The organism is Variovorax sp. GW821-FHT09D07, assembly GCF_059416345.1.
In genome coordinates, this window is record NZ_JBWKOY010000005.1 from 517,234 (window position 1) to 543,310 (window position 26,077).

General features: G+C 69.9%; 22 protein-coding genes and 1 tRNA gene. 10 read left to right on the plus strand and 13 right to left on the minus strand.

What is annotated here, in order from left to right; all coding sequences use genetic code 11:
• Positions 1–22: 22 nt before the first annotated feature.
• A complete protein-coding gene (locus AC07OX_RS21135; RefSeq protein WP_495261766.1) occupies positions 23–829 on the plus strand; it encodes a transglutaminase-like domain-containing protein in 807 nt (268 codons plus the stop codon).
• Positions 830–861: 32 nt separating this feature from the next.
• Here AC07OX_RS21135 and AC07OX_RS21140 read toward each other — a convergent pair whose 3' ends face one another.
• From AC07OX_RS21140 to AC07OX_RS21150, 3 genes are read right to left on the minus strand one after another with little or no spacing between them, the layout of a single operon-like run.
• Positions 862–4,272 carry an efflux transporter outer membrane subunit gene (locus AC07OX_RS21140; protein WP_495261767.1) on the minus strand — a complete coding sequence of 1,137 codons (3,411 nt, stop codon included), beginning with the start codon at positions 4,270–4,272 and terminating at the stop codon, positions 862–864.
• On the minus strand, positions 4,260–5,588 hold the full coding sequence (locus AC07OX_RS21145; protein WP_495261768.1) for a hypothetical protein: 1,329 nt from the start codon (positions 5,586–5,588) through the stop codon (positions 4,260–4,262). Before AC07OX_RS21145 ends, AC07OX_RS21140 begins: the two co-directional genes overlap by 13 nt.
• A gap of 32 nt (positions 5,589–5,620) precedes the next feature.
• Positions 5,621–6,898 (minus strand): HlyD family secretion protein, encoded by a 1,278-nt coding sequence (locus tag AC07OX_RS21150; protein WP_495261769.1) that lies wholly within the window; start codon positions 6,896–6,898, stop codon positions 5,621–5,623.
• A gap of 689 nt (positions 6,899–7,587) precedes the next feature.
• Between AC07OX_RS21150 and AC07OX_RS21155 the strand changes: the two genes are divergently transcribed.
• From AC07OX_RS21155 to AC07OX_RS21165, 3 genes are all read left to right on the plus strand, one after another.
• A complete protein-coding gene (locus AC07OX_RS21155; RefSeq protein ID WP_062480639.1) occupies positions 7,588–8,013 on the plus strand; it encodes a CBS domain-containing protein in 426 nt (141 codons plus the stop codon).
• A 70-nt stretch (positions 8,014–8,083) separates the two neighbouring features.
• Complete coding sequence (locus AC07OX_RS21160) at positions 8,084–8,668, plus strand: BPSL1445 family SYLF domain-containing lipoprotein (RefSeq protein ID WP_095744962.1); 585 nt, start codon at positions 8,084–8,086, stop codon at positions 8,666–8,668.
• A gap of 200 nt (positions 8,669–8,868) precedes the next feature.
• Entirely contained in the window at positions 8,869–9,039 is a 171-nt protein-coding gene (locus AC07OX_RS21165; protein ID WP_495261770.1) for a hypothetical protein, read from the plus strand.
• 29 nt (positions 9,040–9,068) lie between these two features.
• Here AC07OX_RS21165 and AC07OX_RS21170 read toward each other — a convergent pair.
• The 6 genes from AC07OX_RS21170 to AC07OX_RS21195 form a co-directional block, all read right to left on the minus strand.
• Positions 9,069–9,142, minus strand: a tRNA-Gly gene (locus AC07OX_RS21170).
• 46 nt (positions 9,143–9,188) lie between these two features.
• On the minus strand, positions 9,189–9,413 hold the full coding sequence (locus AC07OX_RS21175; RefSeq protein ID WP_062472399.1) for a hypothetical protein: 225 nt from the start codon (positions 9,411–9,413) through the stop codon (positions 9,189–9,191).
• A gap of 152 nt (positions 9,414–9,565) precedes the next feature.
• A complete protein-coding gene (locus AC07OX_RS21180; RefSeq protein ID WP_495261771.1) occupies positions 9,566–9,841 on the minus strand; it encodes a hypothetical protein in 276 nt (91 codons plus the stop codon).
• Between the two features lie 112 nt (positions 9,842–9,953).
• Complete coding sequence (locus tag AC07OX_RS21185; RefSeq protein WP_354347656.1) at positions 9,954–10,730, minus strand: alpha/beta hydrolase family protein; 777 nt, start codon at positions 10,728–10,730, stop codon at positions 9,954–9,956.
• Positions 10,714–11,889, minus strand: a complete 1,176-nt coding sequence (locus AC07OX_RS21190; RefSeq protein ID WP_495261772.1) for a DUF3182 family protein — start codon at positions 11,887–11,889, stop codon at positions 10,714–10,716. The genes AC07OX_RS21185 and AC07OX_RS21190 overlap by 17 nt, the downstream gene beginning before the upstream one ends.
• Before the next feature lie 7 nt (positions 11,890–11,896).
• A complete protein-coding gene (locus AC07OX_RS21195; RefSeq protein WP_495261773.1) occupies positions 11,897–12,172 on the minus strand; it encodes a hypothetical protein in 276 nt (91 codons plus the stop codon).
• 244 nt (positions 12,173–12,416) lie between these two features.
• Between AC07OX_RS21195 and ligD the strand changes: the two genes are divergently transcribed.
• Together ligD and ku are read left to right on the plus strand one after the other, a co-directional pair.
• Complete coding sequence (ligD, locus tag AC07OX_RS21200) at positions 12,417–14,951, plus strand: DNA ligase D (protein WP_495261774.1); 2,535 nt, start codon at positions 12,417–12,419, stop codon at positions 14,949–14,951.
• Positions 14,952–14,984: 33 nt separating this feature from the next.
• Positions 14,985–15,899 carry a non-homologous end joining protein Ku gene (gene ku / locus AC07OX_RS21205; protein WP_095947520.1) on the plus strand — a complete coding sequence of 305 codons (915 nt, stop codon included), beginning with the start codon at positions 14,985–14,987 and terminating at the stop codon, positions 15,897–15,899.
• 2 nt (positions 15,900–15,901) lie between these two features.
• Here ku and AC07OX_RS21210 read toward each other — a convergent pair whose 3' ends face one another.
• The gene (locus AC07OX_RS21210) at positions 15,902–16,810 is read right to left on the minus strand and encodes a LysR family transcriptional regulator (protein ID WP_495261775.1); all 909 of its coding nucleotides are present in this window, start codon (positions 16,808–16,810) and stop codon (positions 15,902–15,904) included.
• Positions 16,811–16,920: 110 nt separating this feature from the next.
• Between AC07OX_RS21210 and AC07OX_RS21215 the strand changes: the two genes are divergently transcribed.
• From AC07OX_RS21215 to AC07OX_RS21230, 4 genes are all read left to right on the plus strand, one after another.
• Positions 16,921–18,189, plus strand: a complete 1,269-nt coding sequence (locus AC07OX_RS21215) for an SGNH/GDSL hydrolase family protein (protein ID WP_495261776.1) — start codon at positions 16,921–16,923, stop codon at positions 18,187–18,189.
• A gap of 78 nt (positions 18,190–18,267) precedes the next feature.
• Positions 18,268–18,504, plus strand: coding sequence for a hypothetical protein (locus tag AC07OX_RS21220; protein ID WP_070059288.1), 237 nt, complete (start codon positions 18,268–18,270; stop codon positions 18,502–18,504).
• Positions 18,505–18,540: 36 nt separating this feature from the next.
• Positions 18,541–19,146 carry an RNA 2',3'-cyclic phosphodiesterase gene (thpR, locus tag AC07OX_RS21225; RefSeq protein WP_495261777.1) on the plus strand — a complete coding sequence of 202 codons (606 nt, stop codon included), beginning with the start codon at positions 18,541–18,543 and terminating at the stop codon, positions 19,144–19,146.
• 78 nt (positions 19,147–19,224) lie between these two features.
• The gene (locus AC07OX_RS21230; protein WP_495261778.1) at positions 19,225–20,241 is read left to right on the plus strand and encodes a phosphotransferase enzyme family protein; all 1,017 of its coding nucleotides are present in this window, start codon (positions 19,225–19,227) and stop codon (positions 20,239–20,241) included.
• A gap of 19 nt (positions 20,242–20,260) precedes the next feature.
• Here AC07OX_RS21230 and AC07OX_RS21235 read toward each other — a convergent pair whose 3' ends face one another.
• The 3 genes from AC07OX_RS21235 to AC07OX_RS21245 form a co-directional block, all read right to left on the minus strand.
• Positions 20,261–21,187 carry a hypothetical protein gene (locus AC07OX_RS21235; RefSeq protein ID WP_495261779.1) on the minus strand — a complete coding sequence of 309 codons (927 nt, stop codon included), beginning with the start codon at positions 21,185–21,187 and terminating at the stop codon, positions 20,261–20,263.
• A gap of 70 nt (positions 21,188–21,257) precedes the next feature.
• Entirely contained in the window at positions 21,258–24,608 is a 3,351-nt protein-coding gene (locus AC07OX_RS21240) for an error-prone DNA polymerase (protein WP_495261780.1), read from the minus strand.
• Positions 24,601–25,944 (minus strand): Y-family DNA polymerase, encoded by a 1,344-nt coding sequence (locus tag AC07OX_RS21245; protein ID WP_495261781.1) that lies wholly within the window; start codon positions 25,942–25,944, stop codon positions 24,601–24,603. Before AC07OX_RS21245 ends, AC07OX_RS21240 begins: the two co-directional genes overlap by 8 nt.
• Positions 25,945–26,077: the final 133 nt, after the last annotated feature.

Below are 26,077 nucleotides of genomic sequence, written 5' to 3' on the forward strand. Positions count from 1 at the left end.
AATGAAGGCGCATCATGGGCCGATGAACATCCAGCTCGGTTTCGAGATCGCCTACCAGTTTCCCCGGCCGACGCCGATGATCCTGGCCCTCAGCATTCACTACTCGCGCGCCTCGGACCTGCTGCGCCCGGACCACCTGCTCACGAAACCGGCCGTTCCCACCACCGCGTACCGTGACCTGTTCGGGAACTGGTGCACACGCCTGGTCGCCCCCGCGGGCCGCTTCGTGCTGAGCACGGACACCGTGGTCCACGACAGCGGCGCGCCCGACATCGTCGTGCCCTCGGCGCCGCAGGTGCCGGTGGAGTTCCTGCCCGAGTCCACCCTGCTCTACCTGCTGGGCAGCCGGTACTGCGAAACCGACCTGCTGTCCGACTTCGCCTGGCAGCGTTTCGGCAACGGCCCGACCGGCTGGGGCCGCGTGCAGGCGGTGTGCGACTTCGTGCACCAGCACATCGAGTTCGGCTACCCGCATGCGCGGCGCACCCGCTCGGCGTTCGAAGCCTTCAAGGAAGGGCAAGGCGTGTGCCGCGACTACGCACACCTGGCCATCACGCTGTGCCGCTGCCTGAACATCCCGGCCCGCTATTGCAGCGGCTACCTCGGCGATGTCGGCACCCCGCCGCCGCACGGCACGATGGACTTCGCGGGCTGGTTCGAGGCCTTCCTGGGCGACCGCTGGTACACCTTCGACGCGCGCAACAATGTGCCCCGCATCGGCCGCGTGCTGATCGCGCAAGGGCGCGACGCCAGCGACGTCGCGCTGTCCAACACCTTCGGGCCCAACGAACTGGTTGGGTTCAGGGTGTGGTGCGACGAGGTGCAGTGAACTGAATCGCCGCTCTTCGCCGACGCCCCGCGCTACGCGCTGCCCCAGCCTCCGCCCAGGGCCTTGTACAGGTTCACGGTGTTCACCGCCGCCTTGAGCTGCAGTTCGATCAGCTGCTGCTGACCGGTGTACAGCTCGCGCTGCGCGTCCTGGCTGGAGAAGTAGTCTTCCATGCCGCTGCGAAAGCGCGTGCGCGAAATGCCGGCCACTTTCTCGAGCACCTGCACGCGCGCCTGTTGCGCCTCCAGCTGCGGCTGCAGGTGGTCGCTGGCGATCAGCGCGTGGGCCACCTCGCGAAAGGCGACCTGCGCCGCCGATTCGTAGCCGGCCATCGCGGCGGCCAGCCGCTCTTCGCTGGCGCTCACGTTGGCCGACCGGCGGCCCCAGTCGAAGATCGGCAGCGACACGCCCAGCACGCCGGCCCAGCTGCTGTTGCCGCTGCTGAGCAAGGTCGACAGCTCCTTGCTGACACCGCCGGCCAACGCCGTGAGCGAAATGGTCGGCAGCATCGCGGCCTTGGCCGCGCCCACGCCGGCGTTGGCGGCCTCGACGCGCGCGTAGGCCGCGAGCAGGTCGGGCCGCCGCTGCAGCAGGCTCGACGGCAGGCCGGCCGCGACCTGCGCGGTGGAGCGCTCGGGCCAGGGCCGCGCGCTGCCCGTCTCGGGCGGCACGGGGCGCCCGACCAGCACGTTGAGCCACTGCAGGTCCTGCGCGACACGCATGCGGTATTCCTCCTGCCGCACGCGCGCGGTCTGCAGCAGCGACTGCACCCGGTACACGTCGAGCTGCGCGGCGCCGCCGACCGCACGAGCGCGACCGATCGTGTCGGCATTGGCGTTCAGCGCGGCCTCGTTGGACTCGGCCAGCGCGAGCAGGGCACGGTCGGCGCGCAGCGTGAGGTAGGCGTTCGACACCTCGCCCACGAGGTTCATGCGCGCGGCCGCGTGGTCCTTGTCGCCGGCCTCGGCGAGCGCGCCGCTTTGTTGCGCGGTGCTCTGCTGCCGGCCGAAGAAGTCCAGCTCGTACGACATCACGCCCGCCTGCACGTCGAAGCTGTTGGACACGCGCCCGTCCGACGGCAGGTTGCCGACCGGGCTGAGCGAGCCCTGCGGCGTGGTCTGCGCGCGCTGGGCATGCGCCGACAGGCCCAGCGCCGGGAACAGCGAAGCGCGGTTGCCCGCATAGTTCGCGCGCGCCTCGCGGGCCTTCGCGGCATAGGCGCGCAGGTCGCGGTTCTGCTCGAGCGCCGTGGCGATCAGGCCGCGCAGCTCCTCGTCCTGCACGAAGCTGCGCCAGTCCACGGGCTGCGCGCCCGGCGCCGTCGTGCCCGCGGGCCATTGCGAGGGCACCGACAGGTCGGGGTCCTTGAGCGGCGGCGTGAGGTTGCACCCGGTCGTCACCAGCACGATGCACACCGCCAGCACCGCGAAGAGCAGGCGCAGCGACAGGCGCGCGAAGCCCGCGCCCGGCGCGCGCATGCCCGCACTCGCGAACAGCGCCGACGCCGCCTGCCAGGGCCGCACCTGCACGGCCACGTGGCTCGGCGGCACGTTGAAGACATGGCGCACGAGGTCTTCGCGCTGCGCCTCGGTGGCAGCGAACTTCAGCTCGGCACCCGCCCTGCCGCGCGCGGCGAGGTGGGCCGGCAGCCAGCCGACCGGCTCGACATGCACCTCCAGCGGCTGCCCGATGCGCAGGCGCTTGAGCGGCCCCCGGCCTTCGAGCAGCGCGCCGTCGGCCGCGATGTTGACGAAGCGCGACTCGCCCTCGCCCGCGGCCGTGCGCACCCGTGCCCGCGCGCGCCAGGGAAAGCGCTCTTCCTGCTGCGGACGCGGCAGGTCGACGCAGGCCATGAGCGCGCTCAGGCACAGCACCAGCGCGATGCCGGTCCACACGAGGTTGAGCTGGTCGCCCGGCGTCAGCGCCTCGCCGCCCAGGGCCGCCATCGCGGCCGCGCCCTGCAGCGCCACCAGCAGGCCGCCGAAGACGGCCACCAGCTTCCAGTGCACCACCGTGCGCGAGCGGTCCAGCCCCTTGGCCGTCACCTTGAACGGATGGCCGAAGGGCTTCAGCATCGCGCGCGCCAGCGTGCCGCTCACGGCCATCGCCGCCACCAGCTGGCTCACCTCGCTGAACACGGGCAGGCAGCGCCGCTGGCTGATCCAGTAGCTGTAGGCCCAGAACATCACGAGCGACGGCAGGCCGTAGGCCGCAAAGGCCTGCGGCGTGGCATGGAAGGCCGAGACGCCGGCATACCAGTACAGCGCCGGCGCCAGCAGCACCAGCACCATGAAAGGCTTGCCCAGCCAGTGCAGCAACCCGTGCAGGAAGTGCAGCCGCGCCGACAGGCTGTAGCCCGGGCCGCGCAAGGGCCCGTCGGGCAGCAGCGCGAGCTGCACCGTGCCCAGGCACCAGCGGCTGCGCTGGTTGATGTAGTCGATGATGCTTTCGGCCGACAGCCCGTTGGACAGCCGCTCGCCCAGCCAGCGCGTGATGCGGCCGTGGCGCAGCAGCAGGTAGGTGGTGTGGATGTCTTCGCACACGCTGCCCACCGGGAACCCGCCGGCCTCGGTGATCGCGTCGCGCCGCACGATGAACGAAGTGCCCACGCAGAACGCCGAATCGACCGCGTCCTTGGCAGGCTGCAGCACGTCGAAGAACACGCGCTGCTCGTCGACCCAGCTGTCGGTGGCGCGCAGGTTGTGCTGGATGGGGTCGGCGTTGTAATAGAACTGCGGCGTCTGCACCAGCCCCACGCGGCGGTCCTCGAACAGGCCGAGCATGCGGTAGACGATCTGGCGCTGCGGCGCGAAGTCGGCGTCGAGCACGAGGATGAACGGCGCGTCGGTCACGCCGGCGGACAGGCGCAGGCCGTTGTTGAGGTTGCCGGCCTTGGCGTGGCGGTTGTCGGGCCGCCGCGCATAGTGCACGCCGCGGCGCTCGCAGTACTCACGCAGCCAGTCGCGCCGCGTGTCGTCGAGCACCCAGACGTTCAGCCGCGGGTAGTCGATGGCCTGCGCGGCGATGATGGTCTTCTCGAGCACGGCCAGCTCTTCGTTGTAGGTGCAGATGAAGACATCGACGGCCGGCACCTCCTCGCCACGCGCATGGCGTTCGCGCAACGCGGCCTCGCCCCGGTCGGCCTGCGCGCGGTTGTCGCGGCGCCGCATGAGCATGTGGATCGACATCAGCGTGTAGACGATGGCCGTCAGTTCGAAGCCCAGGAACACCCAGGCGAACAGGGTCTCGAAGCCCAGGTCCGAGGGCGGCATCGTGGCGACCACGCGCCAGACGGCGTAGCGCAGCAGCAGCAACGCGGTGAGCGCGCCGAACAGCACGCGGTGGGTGATGCGCTCGACCCTGGCCCAGGTCATGAGGAGCAAGGCGAGCCCCCCGACCAGGGCGTTGAGCTGGAATTCCGGTGTGGCGATCAGGCTGGACATGAGGGGACTTCCGATGCGGCGGTCTTGCCGGTGAAGGGGTTGAAACCCGTGGCGGCCAGGGCGATCCAGGCGGTCGCGCCCAGATGCGGCCAGCGGTAGTAGAAGAAATCGGCACCGGTCGAATCAGGGCCGATGGCCAGGCCGGTGGCAATGCGCGCGCTCGGCGTGGCGTAGTACAGGCCGTTGCCGGCGCGCTGCGAGGCCAGCAGTTGCCACAGCGCCTCGGGTGCCGCGCCCTTGCGGGCCACCAGCGTGGCGGCCGCCTGCGCGCTGCCTTCGGTCCAGATGCCGTCGGGCTCGCGCGAGAAGCCGTAGCCCGCGCCGGAGCGGTGGTGCTTCTCCACCCAGTCGAGGCTGCGCACCCACGCACACGAGCCCTCGGGCGCCGCGAGCAAGGGCCACAGCTGCGCGTCGAGGCCCGAGCCTTCGGTGGAGATCGTGGCGCCATCTTCCTTGGTGCCGATGTGAAAGCGCTGCTCCGACGGGTTCCACATGCGGCCCACGAAGTCGAGCGCGGTGCGCGCCTGCCTTTGCTCCGCCGCGTCGGGCTGGCCGTCGGCGCGCACCGCGCGTGCGGCCCACGCCGCCGCCACGGCGATGTCCAGGTTGTGCTCGGTCGACTTCCAGGTCTGCGCGCGCTGGGCGTTGTCCCAGCCGTGGCGCCCGCCGTTGTAGCCGTCGGGGCCGTTCCGGGCGCGCGTGTTCTGCTCGGTCCAGGCCAACAGCCGGCGCGCGGTCGCCAGGTAGGCGGGCGTGGGCTCGGCCTGGTGCAGGTTCAGCAGCAGCAGCGCGGCCCAGGCCACGTTGCCGGTGGCGGTGCTGACCTGGTAGGCATCGGCGATCCACTGCTTGCGCCCCCCGTCCCAGCGACCGGGCAGCGCGGGCTTTTCCTCGGTGACCGGGCCCGCGCGGTAGGCATTGCGCACGCGCCCGTCGGGCATGGTCTGGTCGTGCGCCACCGCCCGCACCACGGCGTCGCCGATGCGCCGGGCGGCGGCGCGCTCGCCGCACGCCAGCAGCGCGATGCCGGCCAGCGCGTTGTCGTAGGTGAAGCCGGCGCCCGCCAGCACAGGCTCGAACGGCGGCTCGCCCTGTGCGTTCGCCGGGCGGTAGCTGCTCAGGAACAACGGCCCCGACGTGGCGCCGCCCTGGTCGTGCGCGACGGCGCGGCGCAGGCCGTCGCAGCTCTCGCGCGCAAGGGCCTTCTGCGTGGCACCGGGTGAAGAGGGAGGCGCGGCAGCAGCAGTGATGCCGGCAAGCGCCATCGATGCGGCGGCGCACCGTGCCACGGCACGGAAAGAAAAAGGGATCGACATGGCGTTCTCGGTGGGCTGCGCGACATGCTTTCTCACGCCTTGGCGAGGCTGGCCGAGACCACCTTGCCCGGCACGCACAGGGTCTGGCGGCTGCCGTCTTCCGAGGGCGGCGGTTCGGGCGCCTCGATGCGCGCCACCGCATAGATCGAGCCCTGCTCGGCAAAGGGGAAGGGCACGCTGTACGTGCTCTGCAGTGCATCCGAGGCCACGGGCAGCAGCTGCTCGACGCGCGCCTGCACGTCGACGTTCTGCGCCACCTTCACGTCGAGCTTGGAGCCGACGCTCAGCCGCTTGGCCAGCCGCGCAGGGAACACGGCGACGACGCCGATCCGGCTGCAGTCGGTCACGCGCACCAGCGAGGAGCCTGCCGTGACATACGCGCCCTCGGGCGCCAGCACCGTGTGCACCATGCCGGGCTGGCTCGCCTTGACCTCGTAGGCGGCGAGCTTGTCGACGCGGCGGCGTTCGTCGTCCTCGAGCTGCGTGATCTGCGTGAGCTGCTTGACGATCGCGGTGCCGTCCTGGCGCGCGCGGTCGCTGCTGTTGCGCAGCGCTTCACGCCGGCTCGCGAGCGTCTGGAACAGGCTGTTGCCGCTGGTGCCCACGAAGGCGCCCTGCCCCGCGCTCGCCACCGTCTGCGCCTGTCCCGCGAAGGCCTGCTCGGCCACCGCTGCATTGGCACGCGCGGTGCTCAGCTGGGCCTCGGACGCGTTCATCACCTGTTCGCTGATGGCGCCTTCTTTGAGCAGCGCTTCGTTGGTGCGCACCTTGTTCTCCTGCTCGGCGACCACGCTGTGCGCCACGTCGCGCTGGCGCTGCGCGATCTCCCACGCGTCCCAGGTCTGCGCCAGCGAGGCCTGGCGGGTCACCTGCGCCTGCTGGCCGATGGAGCGCATCTCCTGGCTGTCGGACTTGTACTGGTTGCCCAGCTGCGACAGCTGGCTCTGCAGGGCCAGGCGCTGCGTGGTCAGCGTGGTGAGGATCTCCTGGCTGACGGTCGGGTTGCGCACCGTGGCCACCAGCGTGCCGGGCGCCACCGCATCGCGCGTGCGCACCGCCATCTGCGTCACCACGCCGTTGATCGGCGAGGTGACGATGCCGACCGGGGCCTGCAACACGGCCCGCGTGGCCTGCGAGGAGAGGAGTGGCTCGACCAGCGTGGCGACCATCAGCCACAGCACGAAGGCCAGCAGCGCATAGGCCGCCAGCTTGGGAACGAAGGCGCCCCGCTGGCGCCGGGCACGTCCGGCACCCGGGGCGCGCGGTCGGCCCGGTTCCGACGGAAAAGGAATGGGTCTGGACACTCGCATAACCACCTCTTGGAAACATCGACGGCATGCCGGCGAACGGCATGCCGTCTGGTGAAGAAAGAGACTCGAATCAACCTCCCGACCCCTCGGTCCGCGCCTCGATTTGTCGTGCTGCGGTGCAATAAAGGTACGCCCAAAGCGCGGCCCGTCCTGCTTCCGGGAGAAACAAGATGTGCGAACTTCACATCTACTTTTCGGCCGCGGACCGGGCGAAGTCCTACATAGGTGTTGCGGCGGTGGGGGTTGACACGGGCCGGGCGTGTCGGCACACGCGGAACAGCGCGTGATCGCGTTTGTCTCGAAGGTCCACGGGCATCGCACGGGGCAAGGTCCGATGAAGCGGCCCGCTGCGCGCGCGGCGTCGAGAACGCGGCTTCGGCGTCGCGTTCAACAGGCCGTAACGATATTGCCGCGATTGGTCACAGCCACCGCGGGAGCGCTGTGGCGGGTACGCATCAGCGACGGTCATCAACCCCGGCGAGCCCTATGCCCTTCGCGACATGGGGACACGCCCAGGCTGCGGCATGCGCGCGTTCTTCCTTTGCACCACCGGCTTTTCGGCGGTTGTCCTACACCTTGGGCCGCGCAGAAGACTAGACCTGTAGCTGCGCCGGATCAGTGCCGTGCGCACCCCTTTTCCTGCCATGAACCACGGCCGCCCAACTTACTTTTTCTTCAAAGGATTCCAGATGCGAAAAGTCAACGCTGTGATGACCCGCGATGTCGAGGTCATCAGTCCCGACGCCACCCTCGCGGAGGCCGCCAGGCGCATGCGCGACGGCGACTTCGGGATGATGCCGGTGGGCGAGAACGACCGCATGATCGGCGCGATCTCGGACCGCGACATTGCCGTGCGCGGCATCGCCGAGGGACACGACGGCAACGCCAAGGTGCGCGACGTCATGTCGGACGGCATCCGCTGGGCCTACGAGGACGACGCCGTCGATCATGCGGCGCAGCTCATGGCCGAGCACCAGATCCGGCGCCTGCCCATCGTCAACCGCGACAAGCGGCTGGTGGGCATCCTGGCGCTGGCCGATGTCGCGGTGAAGGAGCCCAAGGTCAAACCGGCCGCCGAGGCGCTGTGCGGCATCTCGCAACCCGTCGAGGCCTGAGAAGGTCTGACCAGGCGAGGTCCTTCACCCCGATTCACTGCCCCTTCCCTTTCTTCCTGGAGGACTTGCCATGCACGTCGCACCTTTCCACCTGCTCGCAGCCGCAGCCATCGCGGCGAGCCTCGCCGTGACCGGCTGCACGGTCACCCGCCCCAGCGGCGCGGCGAACGACATCCCGGCCTCGTCGGCATCGGCCATCGACGCCCAGGTCGATGCATCGCTGGCCCGCCTCTATGACACCGTCGCCGGTTCGCGCGCGCTCGTCGCTGGCGCACAGGGCGTGCTGGTCTTCCCGTCCGTGGTGGGCGGAAGCTTCGGCATCGGCGCCGACTATGGCCGCGGTGCCCTGCGCAGCGGCGGCCGCACGCAGAGCTACTACAGCACGACCGCCGGCTCCATCGGCTTCCAGGCCGGTGCGCAGTCGAAGGCCGTGTTCTACGTGTTCACCTCCAGGGAGGCGCTGGACAAGTTCCGCCAGAGCCGGGGCTGGACGGTGGGCGTCGACGCGACGGTGGCGCTGGCACGCTACGGTGCCAACGGCGTCGTCGACAGCAGCACCTTCCGGCAGCCCGTGGTCGCTTTCGTGATGACCAATGTGGGCCTGGAGGCGGGTGCGTCGGTGCAGGGTGCGAAGGTCACCGAAATTCGACCTTGATGCGGGCATGACATGACGGGCATCCGGTCGGAAACGCCATCGACAAGGAGTGCCCGCCATCATGCTCAACGGAGCCGAAGCCCACCCGATCCAATCCGCGACGCGCGCGTTGTTCGACCGCTATGAGCGGGAATTCAATGCGGGGCTGACCGGTGAAGCCGACCTCGAAGCCGTGGCGGCGCTGTACGCCGCGTGCTTCATTGCCGCTTCGCCCGCCGGCGTGGAGAGCGATCTACAAGGTCGACGGCGCGCAGAAGGTGATCGACTTCACCAATGTCTATCTGGTGCGGCTCGAGGGCGACACCGCGAAGGTGTTCGGCTGGATCACCGGCGATGAGGCCGAGGTGCTGCGGCAGCACGGCATCGGGTGAGAGGCTGCCGGGCGCCGAGGAATGGGGGCTGGAGCGGGTGAAGGGAATCGAACCCTCGTATGAAGCTTGGGAAGCTGCCGTTCTACCATTGAACTACACCCGCAGCAGGCGCGGATTCTAACGTCAGTTCACTCGCACACGGCGCACGCTCAGGTCTGCAGCGCATCCCTTCGCAACCGCAGCGCCGCGCGCCCTTGCGGCGTGATGAGCAGGACGACGGCGACGCGCGGGCCCGTGCCACTGGCGGCCGGTGGCAGCACGGCTTCGATGAGATGGGCGGCGACCAGCATCGTCGCGCAGTGGATGTCGGCTTCGTCGCGGACCGCCATCGGGAACGACGCGTCTTCGATGCGCTCCAGAAAGTCCATGGGCATGGGAAGGCTCCTGAGGAAACGAGGCGCAGTCTAGGTCGTTGCGCCCCCGAAAATGCAGCCCGGATGGGTTGCCTTTGTAACCAAATCGACAGGTCGCACGGTGCGAGCGCCGTGCGAGAACTTTCGCCCGACAGCGCCTCGCTACCCGCGTCTCAGCGCGGTGCACGCATCCGTGCGAAATCGCCGCAGGCCAGCACGATGGGCCTGTGCGGATCGGCCCGGAAGCGCGCCACCGCCGCCGCCGAGATCACGTCGAAATGCCGCTTGCAGGCATGCAGCGTGTGCTCGCCGATTTCCTTCGCGCCGAGCGCATCGTGCAGCACGTCTTGCGAAATCTGCGCCAGCACGCGCGCGCCGTCGGGACCGTCGGGGTACACGGCGAAACGCACCGTGGCCGTATCGAAGCAGTAGATGCCTTCGAAGTCCATCTCTTTGTCTCCGTCACCATGGGGTCAGGATTCGGCGCGCGCGACGCGGCGCATGGTGATGGACTGGCGCGCATGTTCGGGAAGGAAGCGGCCTACAGCCTCGGCGCGTGCCTCAGGCCGAGCCGCTCGACACCGGCCTGGTGAGCGTCGACGTCGCCTTGGCGCCCAGCGTCATCTCGGTGATCCACGACACGAGCAGCGCGCCATAGGCCTGGCGCGATTCCAGGCGCGACAGCGCGTGGTCCGCGCCGGACAAGGTGCGGTAGGTCGCCGAGCGCACGCGCTTGAAGGCGGCGAGGTAGTTCTCGATGACGGGGTGCGGCACGGTCTGGTCGTCTTCCGATTCGACGATGAGCACGTCGCCGGTGAAGGCCGCGCAGGCCGCGAGCGCGCGGTTGTCGTCGGGCCCGACGAGCGTGCGGCGGTAGGCCACGAGGTCGGAGCGGCTCAGCAGGCCCTTGGGCGTGTCCCACTCGCCGTCGCGGTACAGCGCGGGCGCGCGCAGCGCGAGCCAGCGCACGGGCCGCATCGCGCTGACGAGCGCGGCCAGGTAGCCGCCGTAGCTGCTGCCGACGATGGCGACGGCCGCGGGGTCGACGGTCGGGTGGCCCACCAGCGCGTCGTAGGCGGCGAGCACGTCGCGCAGGTTGTCCTCGCGCGTCACCTGCTGGCGCAGCCCTTCGTGGCGCGCATGGCCGCGCAGGTCGAAGGTCAGGCAAACGCAGCCGAGCGCGGCGATCTCCTGCGCGCGCTTGAGGTACTGCTCCTGGCTGCCGTCCCAGCCGTGCACCAGCAGCACGCCCGGCACCATGCTGGACGCAGCGAACAGCGTGCCCTCGATGTGATGGCCGTCCACGGGAATGTCGATAGAACTATGGCGTGTCGGCATGCGGGGTGGCGGTGGTCTCGATCACCGTGTATTTGCACAGCGGCCCGGTCTCGGGGTCGTTGCCCTGGTAGGCCACGATGGCGCCGGCGGGCACGCGGGCGGCCTCGCCGTACACCTCGAAGCAGGACGCGTGCACGCGCTGGCACGCCGGGTCCTGGTGGAAGGCTTCGAGCGCCGCGATCTCCGCGCCCGTGGCGCCACCGACGCGCCACGACTGCTCCAGCACGCCCGAGCGCCAGTCGCCCCGGCCGTCGAGCCCTTGCGCCACGTCGTAGTTCACGCGCGAGGCGAAGAAGTCGGGGTAGCAGTCGATCACCGCGCGGTGGTAGCGCCGCGCCTGCTCGATCGCGCGGCGCAGCGGCGGCGGCGGATCGACGCGGGCCAGCAGCGCGTCGAAGTCGCCGCGCACCAGCAGCAGGTCGGAGCCGCCGTAGACCTCCTGCCCGGCGTTGTCGCGCGTGAGGCGCTGCTCGCCGCAGTAGCTGACGATGCGCTGCGCCACGATCAGCTGCCCGACGCTGTAGGTCTGGGGTTGTTCCAGGTTGGTTTCGAGCACGAGGCCTTCGGTGGCGATCGCGCGGTCGTCCATCGCATCGAGACCGCGCTCGAGCGCATCGATGCCGTCGACCACCTGCTGCCCGCGCCCACCGGTGGCCGTCACGGGCTTCAGGCGCACGCGGCCGATGTCGAGCAGCGCCCTCCCCGCAACGCGCGCCTCGTCCAGGCTGAAGCAGGTGAAGCCGGGCAAGGCGGCATCGCCGATCTCCCCCGCGATGCGCGCCGACCAGCCCAAGGGCCGCACGGCGTCGGGGCCGACGAGCGGATGGCTGATCGCCTTGGTGGCGACGAAGGCATGGGGTACCACGCCACCGAAGAGGTCGTCCACGCCGGCGATGCCCATGGCGCGCGCCTGGTGCGGGTCGGTGAGCGTGTCGCTCGGCACGAAGTAGAGCGGGTCCGGACCCGGTTGGCTGGCGTCGTAGGCGCCCGCGAACGCCCAGCCCTGGAGCGCCGCCAGGCGCTGCGCAACGTTGGCGCGCGTGGCGTGCTCGTGTTCGCTGCAGTAGCCCTGCGGACGCACGTCCCAGGTGACGACGCGGCGCGTGGCCGGGCCAGTGGCGGTTTCCGGGGCCATGACGGTGTTCAGGCGCAGGTCCATCAGGGCCTCAGGCGTCGGCCTTCTTGTTCTCGTCCTTCTTGTCCTTGTCCGCATCGCCCGATGGCAGCTTGACCTTCGTGACGGTGACCGACACCGGGTCGCTCGCCGGAAAGGACTCTTCCACGCCGCTGTCGAGCGCTTCTTCGCTGGACGGCTGCTCGGTCGGCTTGGCGGCCTCGGCCGGTGGCTTGCCGTGGTTCTCGGACGTGGGAAACGGAAACTTCTCCGGCGGGTTCTGGTCCGGGCTCGCCGGCTTCGGGTCGGGGGTCTGCTTCGAAGTCATGGGGTCTCCTTGGTGCGATGCACACGGGCTCACATGGCTGCCTCCTCCGGGTTGGCGGCTGCAGTGCCTCCATGTTCTGCGGATCGCGCGGCGCGCCGGTCGGAGGGCACAGCGCCTGCGCGTGGGACCCGTCTGGCACCCGCCTGGCCGTTGTCCCGCCCTCGCGCGCGTGCGGCCTTGGCCCACACGAAGACCGGACACCTGGCCGATGCGGCGCGGCCCGAATGCGGGCACACCAGAGGGCATGGCCCGTTCCGACACGCCCCTTGCAACCTACCAGGCGAAGCGCGACTTCGCCGTCACCGACGAGCCCGCCGAAGGCGGCAAGGCCCGGCCGCACGCGCCCGCGTTCGTGATCCAGAAGCACGCGGCGCGGCGGCTGCACTACGACTTCCGGCTCGAACTCGACGGCGTGCTGGTGTCGTGGGCCGTGCCCAAGGGGCCGAGCCTCGACCCCGCGCACAAGCGCATGGCCGTGCATGTGGAAGACCACCCGCTGTCGTACGCCGGCTTCGAGGGCACGATTCCCGAAGGCCACTACGGCGCGGGCGACGTCATCGTGTGGGACCACGGCAGCTGGGAGCCCGTGGGCGATCCGCGCAAGGGCCTGGCCGCGGGCAAGCTCGCGTTCCGGCTGTATGGCCAGAAGCTCGAAGGGCTGTGGGAACTCGTCAGGATCGCCAAGGGCGGCGAGCGGCAGAAGCCCTGGCTGCTGTTCAAGAAACGCGATGCCTTCGCGCGCTCGCATGCCGAGTACGACGTGGTGTCCGCGCTGCCCGACAGCGTGGCCGGGGCGCGCAAGACCGCCAAGGCCAAGGCCAAAGCCCTGCCCGCCTTGCCCGCAACGGGCGCGGTGAAGGCACGCCTGCCCGCCAGGCTTTCGCCGCAGCTCGCGACGCTCGCCACCGGCGTGCCCGAAGGCGCACCCGGCGACTGGATCTTCGAGATCAAGTTCGACGGCTACCGCCTCATGGCGCGCATCGGCAACGGCAAGGCACGGCTGCTCACGCGCGGCGGCCACGACTGGAGCGCGAAGCTGCCGAAGCTGGTGGCCGAGCTGGAGCGCCTGGGCATCGGCAACGCCTGGCTCGACGGCGAGATCGTCGTGCCCGACAAGGGCGGCACGCCCGACTTCAACGCGCTGCAGAACGCACTCGACCGCGAACGCGCCGATCCCATCGTGATGTTCCTGTTCGACGTGCCCTTCTTCGAGGGCTTCGACCTGCGCCACACGCCGCTCGCCGAACGCCGCCGCCTGCTCAGGCAGCTGATGGACGCGCGCGCCACCCGCCGCCTGCGCTTCAGCAGCGACTTCGAGGCCGATGTCGATTCGATCCTGCAATCGGCCTGCCGCATGAACCTCGAGGGCGTGATCGCCAAGCGCGCCGACGCGCCGTATGTCTCGCGCCGCAGCGACACCTGGCTCAAGCTCAAGTGCATCCGGCGCCAGGAGTTCGTGGTGTGCGGCTACACGCTGCGCATCGACAGCCCGACGCGCATCGGCAGCCTGATGCTGGGCGTGCACGCGAAGAACGGCGAGCTGGTGTCGGTCGGCGGCGTCGGCACCGGCTGGAACGACCGCGAGGCGCGCGACATCCGCCGCCAGCTCGCCGCGCTGGACACCGACCACGCGCCGTTCACCGGCGGCGAGGCCAAGCCCGGCCGGCGACGGCCGGGCGGCACGCGGCACTGGGTGAAGCCCAGGCTCGTGGCCGAGGTGCGCTTCGCCGCATGGACGCCGGACGGGCAGGTCCGCCACGCGTCCTTCGTGGCGATGCGCGACGACAAGCCGGCGTCGGAGATCGTGCATGAAGAACCCCGCGACATCGCACCCGCCCCTCGCGATAAAGGCACGAAGGCCATGAAGACCTCATCGAAGAAATCCGCCTCCACCGTCGGCGGCGTCGCCGTGAGCCACGGCGAGCGCGTGATCGATGCGGCCTCGGGCCGCACCAAGCTCGACCTCGTGCGCTACTACGAATCGGTGGCCGACGACATGCTGCCGCACCTGAAGGGCCGCCCCTGCGCGCTGGTGCGTGGGCCGCAAGGCGTGGGCGGCGAGATCTTCTTCCAGAAGCATGCCGAGAAGGTCCACATCGCCGGCGTGAAGCAGCTCGACCCGGCCCTGTGGCCCGGCCACCCGTCGATGCTCGAAGTCGGCACCCACGAGGCCTTGCTGAACGCTGCGCAGTTCAACGTGATCGAGTTCCACACCTCGAACGCGACCTCGACGCACTTCGACCGGCCCAACCGCATGATCTTCGACCTCGACCCGGGCGAAGGCACGCCGTGGGCGCATGTGCAGGAAGCCGCGTTGCTGATGCGCACGCTGCTCACCGAACTGGGACTGGCGTCATGGCTCAAGACCAGCGGTGGCAAGGGCCTGCACGTGGTCGTGCCGCTGCGCATGCACTACGACAACGACACGGTGAAGGCCTTCTCGCGCGCCATCGTGCAGCACATGGCCCAGGTGATCCCGTCGAAGTTCGTGGCCAAGAGCGGGCCCTCGAACCGCGTCGGCAAGCTCTTTGCCGACTACCTGCGCAACGGCGTGGGCGCGACCACGGTGGCGGCCTACTCGGCGCGGGCGCGGCCCGGCATGGGCGTGTCGATGCCGGTGCGCTGGGACGACCTCGCCGGCCTCAAGAGCGGCGCCCACTGGACCATTTCCACCGCGCGCGAACACCTGTCGTTCCAGTCCGAAGACCCCTGGGCCGACTACTGGACCACGCGCCAGCCGCTGGGCGAGGCGATGAAGCGGCTCGGCTTCAAGCGATAGCCACGAACCCACGCACAAGGAAGGAAGCACACCATGGCCACGAGAACCCTCTGGAAAGGCGCCATCACCTTCGGGCTGGTCCACATCCCCGTGGGCCTGCACACCGCCAGCACCGAACAGGGCATCGACTTCGACTGGCTCGACAAGCGCAGCATGGACCCCGTGGGCTACAAGCGCATCAACAAGCGCACGGGCAAGGAGATCGCGCGCGAGCAGATCGTGAAGGGCTTCGAGTACGAAGACGGCAAGTACGTCGTGATCTCGCCCAAGGAGATCGAGGCCGTCTACCCGCGCACCACGCAGACCATCGAGATCCAGCGCTTTCTCGACGTGGGCGAGATTCCCTTCGTGTACCTGGAGCGCCCCTACTACCTCGCGCCGATCAACAAGGGCCAGAAGGTCTACGCGCTGCTGCGCGAGGTGCTGGTGAAGACCGGCAAGGTCGGGCTGGCCAAGGTGGTGATCGCGACCAAGCAGCACCTGGCACTGCTGATTCCCTTCGGCAAGGTGCTGGTGCTCAACCTGCTGCGCTGGGGCGACGAGATCAAGGATGCCGATGGGCTCGACCTGCCGGCCGCCGGCATCAAGGGCGCGAAGCTGTCAGCCGCCGAGATGAAGATGGCCGAGCAGCTGGTCGGCGACATGTCGGGCCCGTGGAACCCCGACGAGTTCAAGGACGAGTTCAAGCACGCCGTGATGAAGATCGTCGAGAAGAAGGTCAAGGCGGGCGATACGGAGACGGTGGTGCAGCCGGAAGAAGAAGCGCCTGAGGGCGGCGCCGAGGTGATCGACCTGACCGAGCTGCTCGCGCGCAGCCTGCGCAGCGGCAAGCGCACGCCGCCTGCGGCGAAGAAGCGTGCGGCGAAGTCGACGGCTTCTGCACGCAAGACCGCGCACAAGCCTGCTGCGGCCAAACGCGCGAAGAGCGTGGCCCGCAAGGCGGCTTAGGCTTAACGCCGCGGCGCCTTCGCCGCACCCGGCAGCGCCGCCACGCGCTGCGCCAGGAAGTCGACCAGCACCTGCACCCGCAGCGGCAACTGCCGACGCGGCGCATAGAGCAGGTGCAGCTCCTGCGCCGGCCCCGTGTGCCGCGCGAGCACGCGCACCAGCCGCCCCTGCGCCAGCAGGTCCGCGACCATCCACGTGGGTTGCAACGACACGCCCGCGCCCGCCAGCACGCTGTCGAGCAGCGCCACGGCGTTGTTGACGCGGTAGCGGCTGCGCAGCGGCACGGCCACCGCGCCGTCGGGGCCCGTGAGCAGCACGCCGTCGTCGCCCGCCGCATAGCGCAGGTAGTCGTGCGCCAGCAGATCGTGCGGCGTGCGCGGCTTGCCGCGTGCGGCCATGTAGTCCGGCGAGGCGACGAGCACGCGCGGCCAGCTGCCGAGGTGGCGCGCGACGAGGTCGGGCGGCAGCGCGCCGCCGACGCGCAGCGAGACGTCGATGCGTTCTTCGCGCGGATCGACGAAGCGGTCGTCGAGCACCAGCTCCAGTTCGATGTCGGGGTACAGCCGCAGGAACTCGACCGCCATCGCGTTGAGGTGCCGCTGCCCCAGCGTGACCGGCGCACTCAGGCGCAGCAGGCCGCGCGGCTGCTGCACCTGCGCGCGCGCATCGGCCACGGCGTCGCCGTAGTCCTCGAGCATGCGGCGTGCGCGTTCGTGAAAGCGCTGGCCCTCCTCCGTGAGGCTCAGGCCCGTGGCCGCGCGCCGCAGCAGCCGCACGCCGAGCGATCGCTCCAGCCCGGCGACCAGCTTGCTCACGGTGGGCTGCGTGGTGTCGAGCGCACGGGCCGCGCCCGAGAGGCTGCCGAGTTCGACGCTGTGCACGAAGGCGGAAAGTGCGCGAAGGGTGTCCATGGGGTCATTCGAATCAGGAATGCGATGCATGCCATTCTGCCTTCTACCCCTCGCGATTCGAATGGAAGAAAGTTCGCCCATCGACACTTCTTTCACCTGAGGACATTCACATGACCGCTTCACGACTCACCACCCTCCTGCGCCAGGGCGCGCTCGCCCTTTCCCTCGCGGGCGCTGCCACCGCTTCCATGGCCGCGCCCACTCACTGGAGCCCCAGCTGGATGGCCGCCACCCAGCCGCTGTGGGACGAAAGCTTCGTGCTGCCCCTGGGCATTCCCGCCCGCTTCGAGCGGCAGACGCTGCGCCAGGTAGCGCGCCTGAGCATCGGCGGCACGCGGCTGCGCGTGGTGATCAGCAACGAAGGCGGCAGCGCGCCGCTGCACATCGGCGCCGCGCGCGTGGCCCGCCATGCGAGCGGCTCGGCCATCGTCGAAGGCAGCGACCGCGTGCTGCGCTTCGGCGGCCGCAGCGACGTGACGCTGCCGCCCGGTGCGCGCCTCGTGAGCGACCCGGTCGACCTGCCGCTGCCCGCGCTGAGCGAGGTGGCCGTGTCGCTCTACCTGCCGGAATCCAGCCAGCCCGCGGGCTTTCACTTCGACGCGCGGCAGACGCTGTACATCGCCGACGGCGACCTGAGCGCCGCGGCGCGACTGCCGGCCGCCGCCACACCGTGGAGCACGCGCGTCTACGTGAGCGGCCTGATCGTCGAGACGCCGCAAGCGCCCGTCACCGTCGTCGCGCTGGGCGACTCGATCACCGACGGCAACGGCTCGACGCCCGGCGCCCACACGCGCTGGCCCGACGCGCTGGCCGAACGGCTCGCGCCGCGCGGCGTGGGCGTGCTCAACGCCGGCATCTCGGGCGGCCGGCTGCTGAAGGACGGCATGGGCCGCGCGGCGCTCGAACGCGCGGGCCGCGACGTGTTCGCGCAGCCCGGCGTGCGCGCGATGGTCGTGCTGCTGGGCACCAACGACATCGGCTGGCCCGGCGGCCCCTTCGCGCCGCAGGAACCCGCGGTGCGCGCCGAGGCCGTGATCCAGGGCTTTCGCCAGCTGATCGAGATGGCCCACGCCCACAACGTGCGCATCGTGGGCGCCACCATTCCGCCGAACGAGCGCGCGCTCGAAGGCACGCCGCTGGCCGGCCACCACTCGCCCGAGAAAGACACCGTGCGCCAGGCCGTCAACCGCTGGATTCGCGAAGGCGGCGCCTTCGACGCGGTGGTCGATGTCGATGCGCTGCTGCGCGACCCGGCCCGGCCGACACGGCTGAAAGCCGCCATGGATTCGGGCGACCACCTGCATCCCGGCGACGCCGGCTACCGGGCGATGGCGGCGGCCATCGACCTCGACGCCCTGCTGGGCAACGATCTTCGATAGACTGCAAATATACTGTACATAAATACAGTCTTTTCTCTAGAATGGATCGTCTCCAAGAACAACATTCGAGGCGACGCCATGACCACCGCCAACCCGCCTGCGCCCTCGGCGCAGGTGCTTTTTTTCTCCTCGCGACAGCATCCGTTGCAGTCGCGTTCGCGCACGACCGGCAAGACAGGCCGGATTTCGAACTGGCCCTTCCGCGTGACCCGGGAGCACGGCCACGACGACAGCAACGAACAGGATGACATCCGCGTTCAGGCGGCGCGCGTCATCCGGACGACGGCCGCGCATTGGTGGCCTCCGGAGCCCTGAACCGCCTTTTCATCCTTCTTCCCCCGGAGAACTGCAATGGACGACTTCCACCGTGGCGATGCGTTTGCGAACGGGCCCGAACCCGACTGGGATTCCCCCGCTTTCGAGAGGCAACGCCACCTTCTCATCGCGCTGTTTCCCGAGCCCGACGTGCAAGCGGCGATCGAAGCGCACCGCAAGGAATGGATCTGGCCCAAGGGCCACTACTTTCCTCGCAGCCCGCGACTGCACCTGACGCTCCACTGCTTCGGTGACCAGCCCAAGGATGTCGAGAAACGCCTGCGTGAAGCGCTCGCCCAGGTTCGGGTGCGGCCCATGAGCCTCGTGCTGGACAGCTCGCGCACATGGCGCAACGACATCGCGGTGCTGCAGCCCGCCGAGCACGGCGCCTTGCGCACCCTGCATGCGGACATCGGCCGTGCGGTCCAGAAGGCGGGCATCGTCACGGAAACGCCGACGTTCACACCGCACATCACCATCGCCCGCCGCACCGAGGGCGCGGCCTACCCGATGCGCCTGCCGCCGATCCCGTGGCGCGTGAGGAAATTCCTGCTCGTGCGCTCCTTCACTTCGCATCCCGTCGAGCACAAGGTGCTGGCCACCTACGAGGCCGACGAAGAAGACAAAGAAGACGCCGTCTGACAACGGCCGGCCGGCTTTCGTGGCCTTATCGGGTGAGACAATTTTCGGCGCCCATCGAACCCACGCCACGCCCGCCGCATGCTGACACCACCCGATATCGCCCCCGACGCCGTTCAAGCGCGCCTCGCCGAAACCTACGGCCTCCAGGCGACACGCACCGAATTCCTGCCGCTGGGCGCCGACGTCGATTCGGCCGCATTCCGCATCGAGGCATCGGACGGCCGCGCCTACTTCCTGAAGCTGCGCCGCGGCGGCTTCACGCCCGCCGTGGTCGACGTGCCGGCCGTGCTGCATCACACCTTTGACATCGACGCCGTGATGGCCCCGCTGCTCACGCGCACGCGGCGGCTCAGCGTGCAGGACCATGGGTTCGACTGGGCGCTCTACCCCTTCTTCGACGGCGTCGACGGCTTCACGCGCACGCCGACGGACCGGCAATGGACCTTGCTCGGCACCACGCTGAACGCCATCCACCGCACCGAGCTGCCCGAATCGCTGCGGGCGGGCCTGCCGCGCGAAAGCTATTCGCACCACTGGCGCGAAGGCGTGCGCCGCTACCAGCGCCGCTTCATCAACGGCGTGGCCGGCGACGATCTGGTCAAGCGCTTCCTCGCCTTCTGGGACGCGCACGACGAAGAGATCGATTCGATCGTCTACCGCAGCGAACAGCTCGCCTCGATCCTGCTCGAGAAGTCGCTGCCGCAGGTGCTGTGCCATGCCGACCTGCACGCGGGCAACGTGCTGCTGGGCGACGGCGACCGCCTGTGCATCGTCGATTGGGACACGCTCATCCTCGCGCCGAAGGAGCGCGACCTGATGTTCATCGGCGGCGGGGTCGGCGGCGTGTGGAACCAGCCGCGCGAAGAAGCGCTGTTCTTCCAGGGCTACGGCACGAAGGAGGCGGTCGACACGCTCGCCCTCGCCTACTACCGCCACGAACGCATCGTGCGCGACCTGCTCGAGTTCTGCGACCAGATGTTCGACCCGCAGGCCAGCCGCGAAGACCGCGAGGAAGGCCTGCGCCAGATGGCGAGCCAGTTCGATCCGGGCAACGTGGTCGCCGTCGCGCACCGCGACTACGACGCCATCACCTGAAGCACCTGAAGGGCGCGGGTCAGATCAGCAGGTCTTGCGCGTCGTCCTCGAAGCCCGCCACAGGCTGTGCCTTGGCCAGCGCCAGCCACACCGAAAAAGGAATGCGCTCGAAGGCGCGGTGCACCGCGGCGCGCGCCACCACGAGGCGCTCGCCCTCGAGCACCATCACGCCGCATTCGGCCGGGATCTCGTCGGGCGACGCGATGCAGCGGCCCTTGGCGTCGTTGCCCAGCACGTACCAGCACTCGCCGCCCAGGTCCAGATAAGCCGCGCGCTTGTCGGGCTTGCGCAGGTCGCCCAGCAGGTCGGCGCGGCTGACCTTCACCTCGTGCACGATCGGGTGCGCATAGGCCTCGACGCTGGTGTTGCGGATCGAGAAGACGTCGGGCCGCGCCATGCACCAGCGCGGCTTGCCGCCCTCTTCCAGCGGCGGCAGGCGGGCGCGCAGGCCCAGGCCGCGCCAGGCGATGCGACCGCCACGCGTCATCTCGCGCGCCACGCGCTCCACCAGCGCCTCGTGCGGCGACAGCGCCGCGCGGTTGACGGTGAGCGTGGTGGCGATGCGCGCAATGCCCGCGTCGGTCACGCGCAGCGTCTCGTGGCCCAGCGCGCTGCGCACGCGTTCGAGAAAACCGCCCGCGAGCAGTTCGACCTCGATGGTGTCGCAGCAGGGCCAGCCGGCCGAGCGGTAGATCTCGCGCAGCCGCCGTGCGTGCGGCTTGCCGAAGGGCACGGCCGTCTGCAGGGGCGGCGGGTCGCTCACCGGCGGCGGAAAACCGGGGTCCGTCACCGGGGGCACCGTGGGCGGCGGATCGCCTTCGGGCGGCGGCACGGGCGGCGGCGGTGGCGGCATGGGCACATCGGGCGCGGGCGGCGGCGGGCCGATCGGCGTGGCGACGACCTCATCGGCAAGGGCAAATCCGGCGGTTGCGGCGAGTGCGGACATGGGAGGAACAGGTTAGCGAAAAGTGAGGGGCGGCGCGAGGCATGGAACGATCGGTTGCATTCGCAATGCCTCAGTGGAAGTCGCGGCTGGTGTTGCTCTGCGCCAGCCGGCCCAGCAGCGGCGTGAGGTCCTTGAAGCCGGTGGCGATCAGGTGCTGCACCTTGCCGCCGCTGTCGTCGTCGCGCTGCCAGGTGCCCTGCACCGCGAGCAGGTGCGACTTGAGCAGCGGCTCGCGCCAGGCCTCGATGACGTGGCTCCACACGATCACGTTGACGTTGCCGGTCTCGTCCTCCAGCGTGACGAAGATGGTGCCGTTGGCGGTGCCGGGCCGCTGCCGACCCTTGACGATGCCGCAGGCGCGCACGGTCTGGCCACTGCGCGCGGCGCGCAACTCCACCGCGCTCAGGAGCCGCATGCGCGCCAGACGCGGGCGCAGCAGCGCGAGCGGATGGCGGCGCAGCGTGAGGCCCAGCGCCGCGTAGTCGCCGACGATTTCCTCGCCCTCGGGCGCGGCCGGCAGGAGCAAGGCCTGTTCGTGGATCGGCACGCCCTTGAGCAGGGCCGACGAGCGATGCTGCGCCGTGGCATCCCACACCTGCTGGCGCCGATGGCCCGAGAGCGACATCAGCGCATCGGCCGCGGCGAGCGCGGCCATGTCCTTGCCTTCGAGTTCGGCGCGCAGGGCCAGGTCTTCGGTGCTGGTGAAAGGCGCTTGTGCGCGCGCTGCGAGCAAACGCCTGGCGCCGGCTTCGCTGAGGCCCAGGACCCGGTTCAGGCCCAGCCGCACCGCCGGCTGGTTCTCGTTGCCCAGGCGCTCGGCGTAGCGCGTGTCGGTGCCTGGCGGCATGCGCGGCGCATCGGGCGCGCGGGCCTCGAGCGTGGTGTCGATCTCGCTGCACGTGACGTCGACCGGCCGCACCTCGACCCCATGGCGGCGCGCGTCCTGCACCAGCTGCGAGGGGCTGTAGAAGCCCATCGGCTGCGAGTCGAGCAGTGCGGCGAGGAAGCAGGCGGGTTCGTAGTTCTTGAGCCAGCTGCTCACGGTGACCAGCAGCGCGAAGCTCGCGGCGTGGCTTTCGGGGAAGCCGTAGTCGCCGAAGCCGAGGATCTGCTTGAAGATGGCTTCGGCGAACTCCTTCGGGTACTTGTTGTCCACCATCCCATCCACGAGCTTCGCGTGAAACTTGTCGAGGCCGCCCTTGCGCTTCCACGCGGCCATGGCACGACGCAACTGATCGGCTTCGTCTGCGCTGAACTTCGCCGCGATCATGGCGATCTGCATCACCTGCTCCTGGAAGATCGGAATGCCCAGCGTGCGTTCCAGCGCCGGCTTCAGTTCCTCTTTTTCGTAGAGGATCGGCAAGCCCTTGCGCACCCGCTCGCGCTGCTTGAGGTACGGATGCACCATGCCGCCCTGGATGGGCCCCGGCCGCACGATCGCCACCTCGATCACCAGGTCTTCATAAGTGCGCGGCTTCAGGCGCGGCAGCATCGACATCTGCGCGCGGCTCTCGATCTGGAACACGCCGATGGTGTCAGCGTCGCAGATCATGTCGAACACGTTCTGGTCGTCGTTGGGGATGTGGTGCATCTCCATCATCGAGCCCCGCCAGCGGTTCATGTGGTCGAGCCCGCGGCGGATGGCGCTGAGCATGCCCAGCGCGAGCACGTCGACCTTGAGCATGCCCATGGCTTCGAGGTCGTCCTTTTCCCACTGGATGACGGAGCGGTCTTTCATCGACGCCTTCTCGACCGGCACCAGCCGCGTGAGCCTGGTGTGCGTGAGCACGAAGCCGCCGACGTGCTGACTCAGGTGGCGCGGAAAGCCCTTGAGCTTTTGCGTGTGCTCAATCCACTGCATCAGCTTGAGCCGGTCTTCCTTCACGCCGACGCGCGCGGCGGCCTTGTCGAGCTGCTCGCCGAGCGCGGTGTCGTCGAACCAGTAGTGGTCCTTGGCGAACTCGTCGACCAGCCGCTCGTCGATGCCGATGGCCTTGCCGACATCGCGCAAGGCGCTGCGCGAGCGGTAGCAGATGACGACGGCGGCGATGGCAGCGCGCTCACGGCCGTACTTTTCGTAGATGTACTGGATGACTTCTTCGCGCCGCTGGTGCTCGAAGTCGACGTCGATGTCGGGCGGTTCCTTGCGATGGCGGCTCAGGAAGCGCTCGAACAGCAGGTGGCCTTTTTCGGGGTTGATCGCGGTGATGCCGAGGCAGTAACAGACCGCCGAGTTGGCCGACGAGCCGCGGCCCTGGCAGAGGATGTCTTGAGAGCGAGCGAAGCGCACGATGTCTTCCACCGTGAGGAAGAACATCTCGTACTCCAGCTCGGTGATCAGGTCGAGTTCTTTCTGGACCTGTGCACGCACCTTCTCGGGAATGCCGTCGGGGTAGCGCACCCGCGCGCCCTCCCACGTCTTGCGCACTAGCGTCTGCGCCGCCGTCTCGCTGCTGCCCACGGTCTCCAGCGGGTACTTGTAGGTCTCGCGGATCACCTCGGGATCGAAGCGGCACCGCTGCGCCACCTCCAGCGTGTTCGCCAGCATCGCGGGCAGGTACAGCTCGGCCAGCCGCACCCGCTGGCGCAGGTGCCGCTCGGCGTTCGACTGCAGCGCAAAGCCGCACTCGGCCACCGTGCGGCCTTCGCGCACGGCCGTGAGCACGTCGTGCAGCGGCTTGCGCCCGCGCGCGTGCATGTGCACGTCGCCGGCCGCGACCAGCGGCACGCCGGCCTGCTCGCCCGCCTGCATCAGCGTGACGAGCCAGAGGTCGTCGTCGAGTTCGTTGAACAGCTCCACGGTCAGCCAGAGGTTGTCGCCGTACAGCGCCCTGGCCGCCGCCAGGTCCTCCTGCACGGTGGCCGCATCCGGCATGCCGCCCGGGGGGCGGTGCGGCACGAAGAGGACCTGGCAGCGCTGCAGCGAGGCGACGTCGCTCGTGTCCCAATCGACGCGGTACTCGCCCTTGGGCAGCTCGGTGTTGCGCGCGGCGGTGATGAACTCGCAGAGGTTGCCCCAGCCCTCGGTGTCGTTCGCGATCACCACGAGCTTGAAACGCTCGAAGCGGAACTCGCTGCCGAACAGCAGGCGGAATTCGGGGTGGCGCGGGATCGGCGGCTCGTCCGGGTGCTCGCGCTCGTAGGTGTCCAGCTTGGCGGGCAGGTCGCGCAACGCGACATGCGCGCGCACGATGCCGGCCACCGAGCACTCGTCGGTGATGGCCAGCGCCGCATAGCCGAGGTGGTAGGCGCGCTCGACCACCTCCTCGGGCGTCGACGCGCCGCGCTGGAAGCTGAAGTTCGTGAGGCAGTGCAGCTCGGCATAGCCGGGCAGGCCCGGCCCCGGGCGCAGCCGCTGCGGCAGCACATGCACCTTGGCGGGCTGGCGCTTGCGCTCTTCCTTGCCGCTCAGGTCAGGCATAGAAGCCTTGCAGGTACCAGCGCACCTCGCCCGACGAAAAGCGCGTGGCGGGCCGCTCGCGAAAGACCCACACCAGGCCGGCCTCGGGGCTTTCGGCCACGTAGTAGTCGCGCATCGCGGGCTGGCCGCCGTCTTCTTCGCCGCCCCACCAGCCGGCCTCGACGCGCTGCGGCCCGACCAGCTTGCGCAGCGGCCCGCAGTAGCACGGGCGCTCGCCGTCCATCTCGAGCCGCAAGGGCTCGGGCAGCAGCCAGGGCGGGTAGATCGCATCGGGCTGCGAGGCGGCGTCCTTGCGGGCCTTGTCGGGCGCCGGGGTTTTCTCTTTCTGCAGCGCGGGCCGCCACCGCTGCTGGCGCTCGGGCCGGTGGTCGGCCTGCGCGAGCGGCACCACCACCTGGTCGGCGCCGAGCCGCACGCTGAGCCGTTCGACCATCTCGTGCAGCTTGTCGCCCTTGCGGTTGTCTTCCGGCAGGAAGCTGGTACTGGCGCCGGCCAGCGGATCGGTTTCGAGCGTGCGCAGCTTCAGCCAGCTCGCGGGCGCGGCCAGCGTGGTGAGCGCGAGTTTTTCGGACAGCAGGCGGCGCAGGTGCGCCATGTCCTGCGTGGGCTCTGCCGTGCGCACGGTGAGCTGCTGGTGCGGCGGCAGGGTCACGCCGTTGAGGCGCCGCAAATCGAGCGTCCACTGCAGCTCGAGCGCACGCGCGCCACGCTGGCGGGCGCGCAGCCAGATCTGCAGTGCCGAGAGCAGGCGGTTGGCCGACCACATGAGTTCGGGCCCGGTCTCGGCCAGCGCGGGCAGTTCGAGCTTCTGCTCGAACACGTCGGGCAGCGTGAGCCAGGCGTGGCTTTCGGGGCGCAGGCCCCAGGCGATGTCGAGCGCCTCGCGCAGCCCGGCGCCGAAGCGCCGCGCCAGGCCGCCGCGCGGCAGCGCCGCCACCTCGCCCCAGGTGCGGCAGCCCAGGCGCGCGAGCAGGTCGAGGTGGCCCTGCGCGGCCGTCAGCGTGTCCAGCGGCAGGCCGGCCGGCACCTCGGCGGGCCGGTGCTCGTTGCGCGCGAACAGGCGCAGCCGCGCCAGCGCGATCAGGCTGGTGGCGCCCTGCGCGCCGCGCATGCGCGCGTCGGGTGCGGGGTTGAGGGCCAGCAGCTGGCGCATCAGCGGCGCGCGCCCGCCCCACAGGCGTTCGCAGGCCGAGACCTCGAGCATCAGCGCCTCGTCCTGCCAGGCGACGTGCGGCGTGAACTGCAGCGCCCACCAGCCCAGGGCCTCGGGCGGGGGCATGTCGGGGGCGTCGGCATCCTCGGTTTCAGACGACCACTGCAAGGCGATCCAGTGCATCCGGGCCTCCTTTCCATGCGTCGATGCGCACCACCGTGGCCGACGGCGCGGCGGCCGGTGCCACGGGCGGCTGCAGGCGCAGCTGGCGCCGCACGCGGGCGGCGGCCAGCAGCGCGCTCATGCGGGCGTTGCG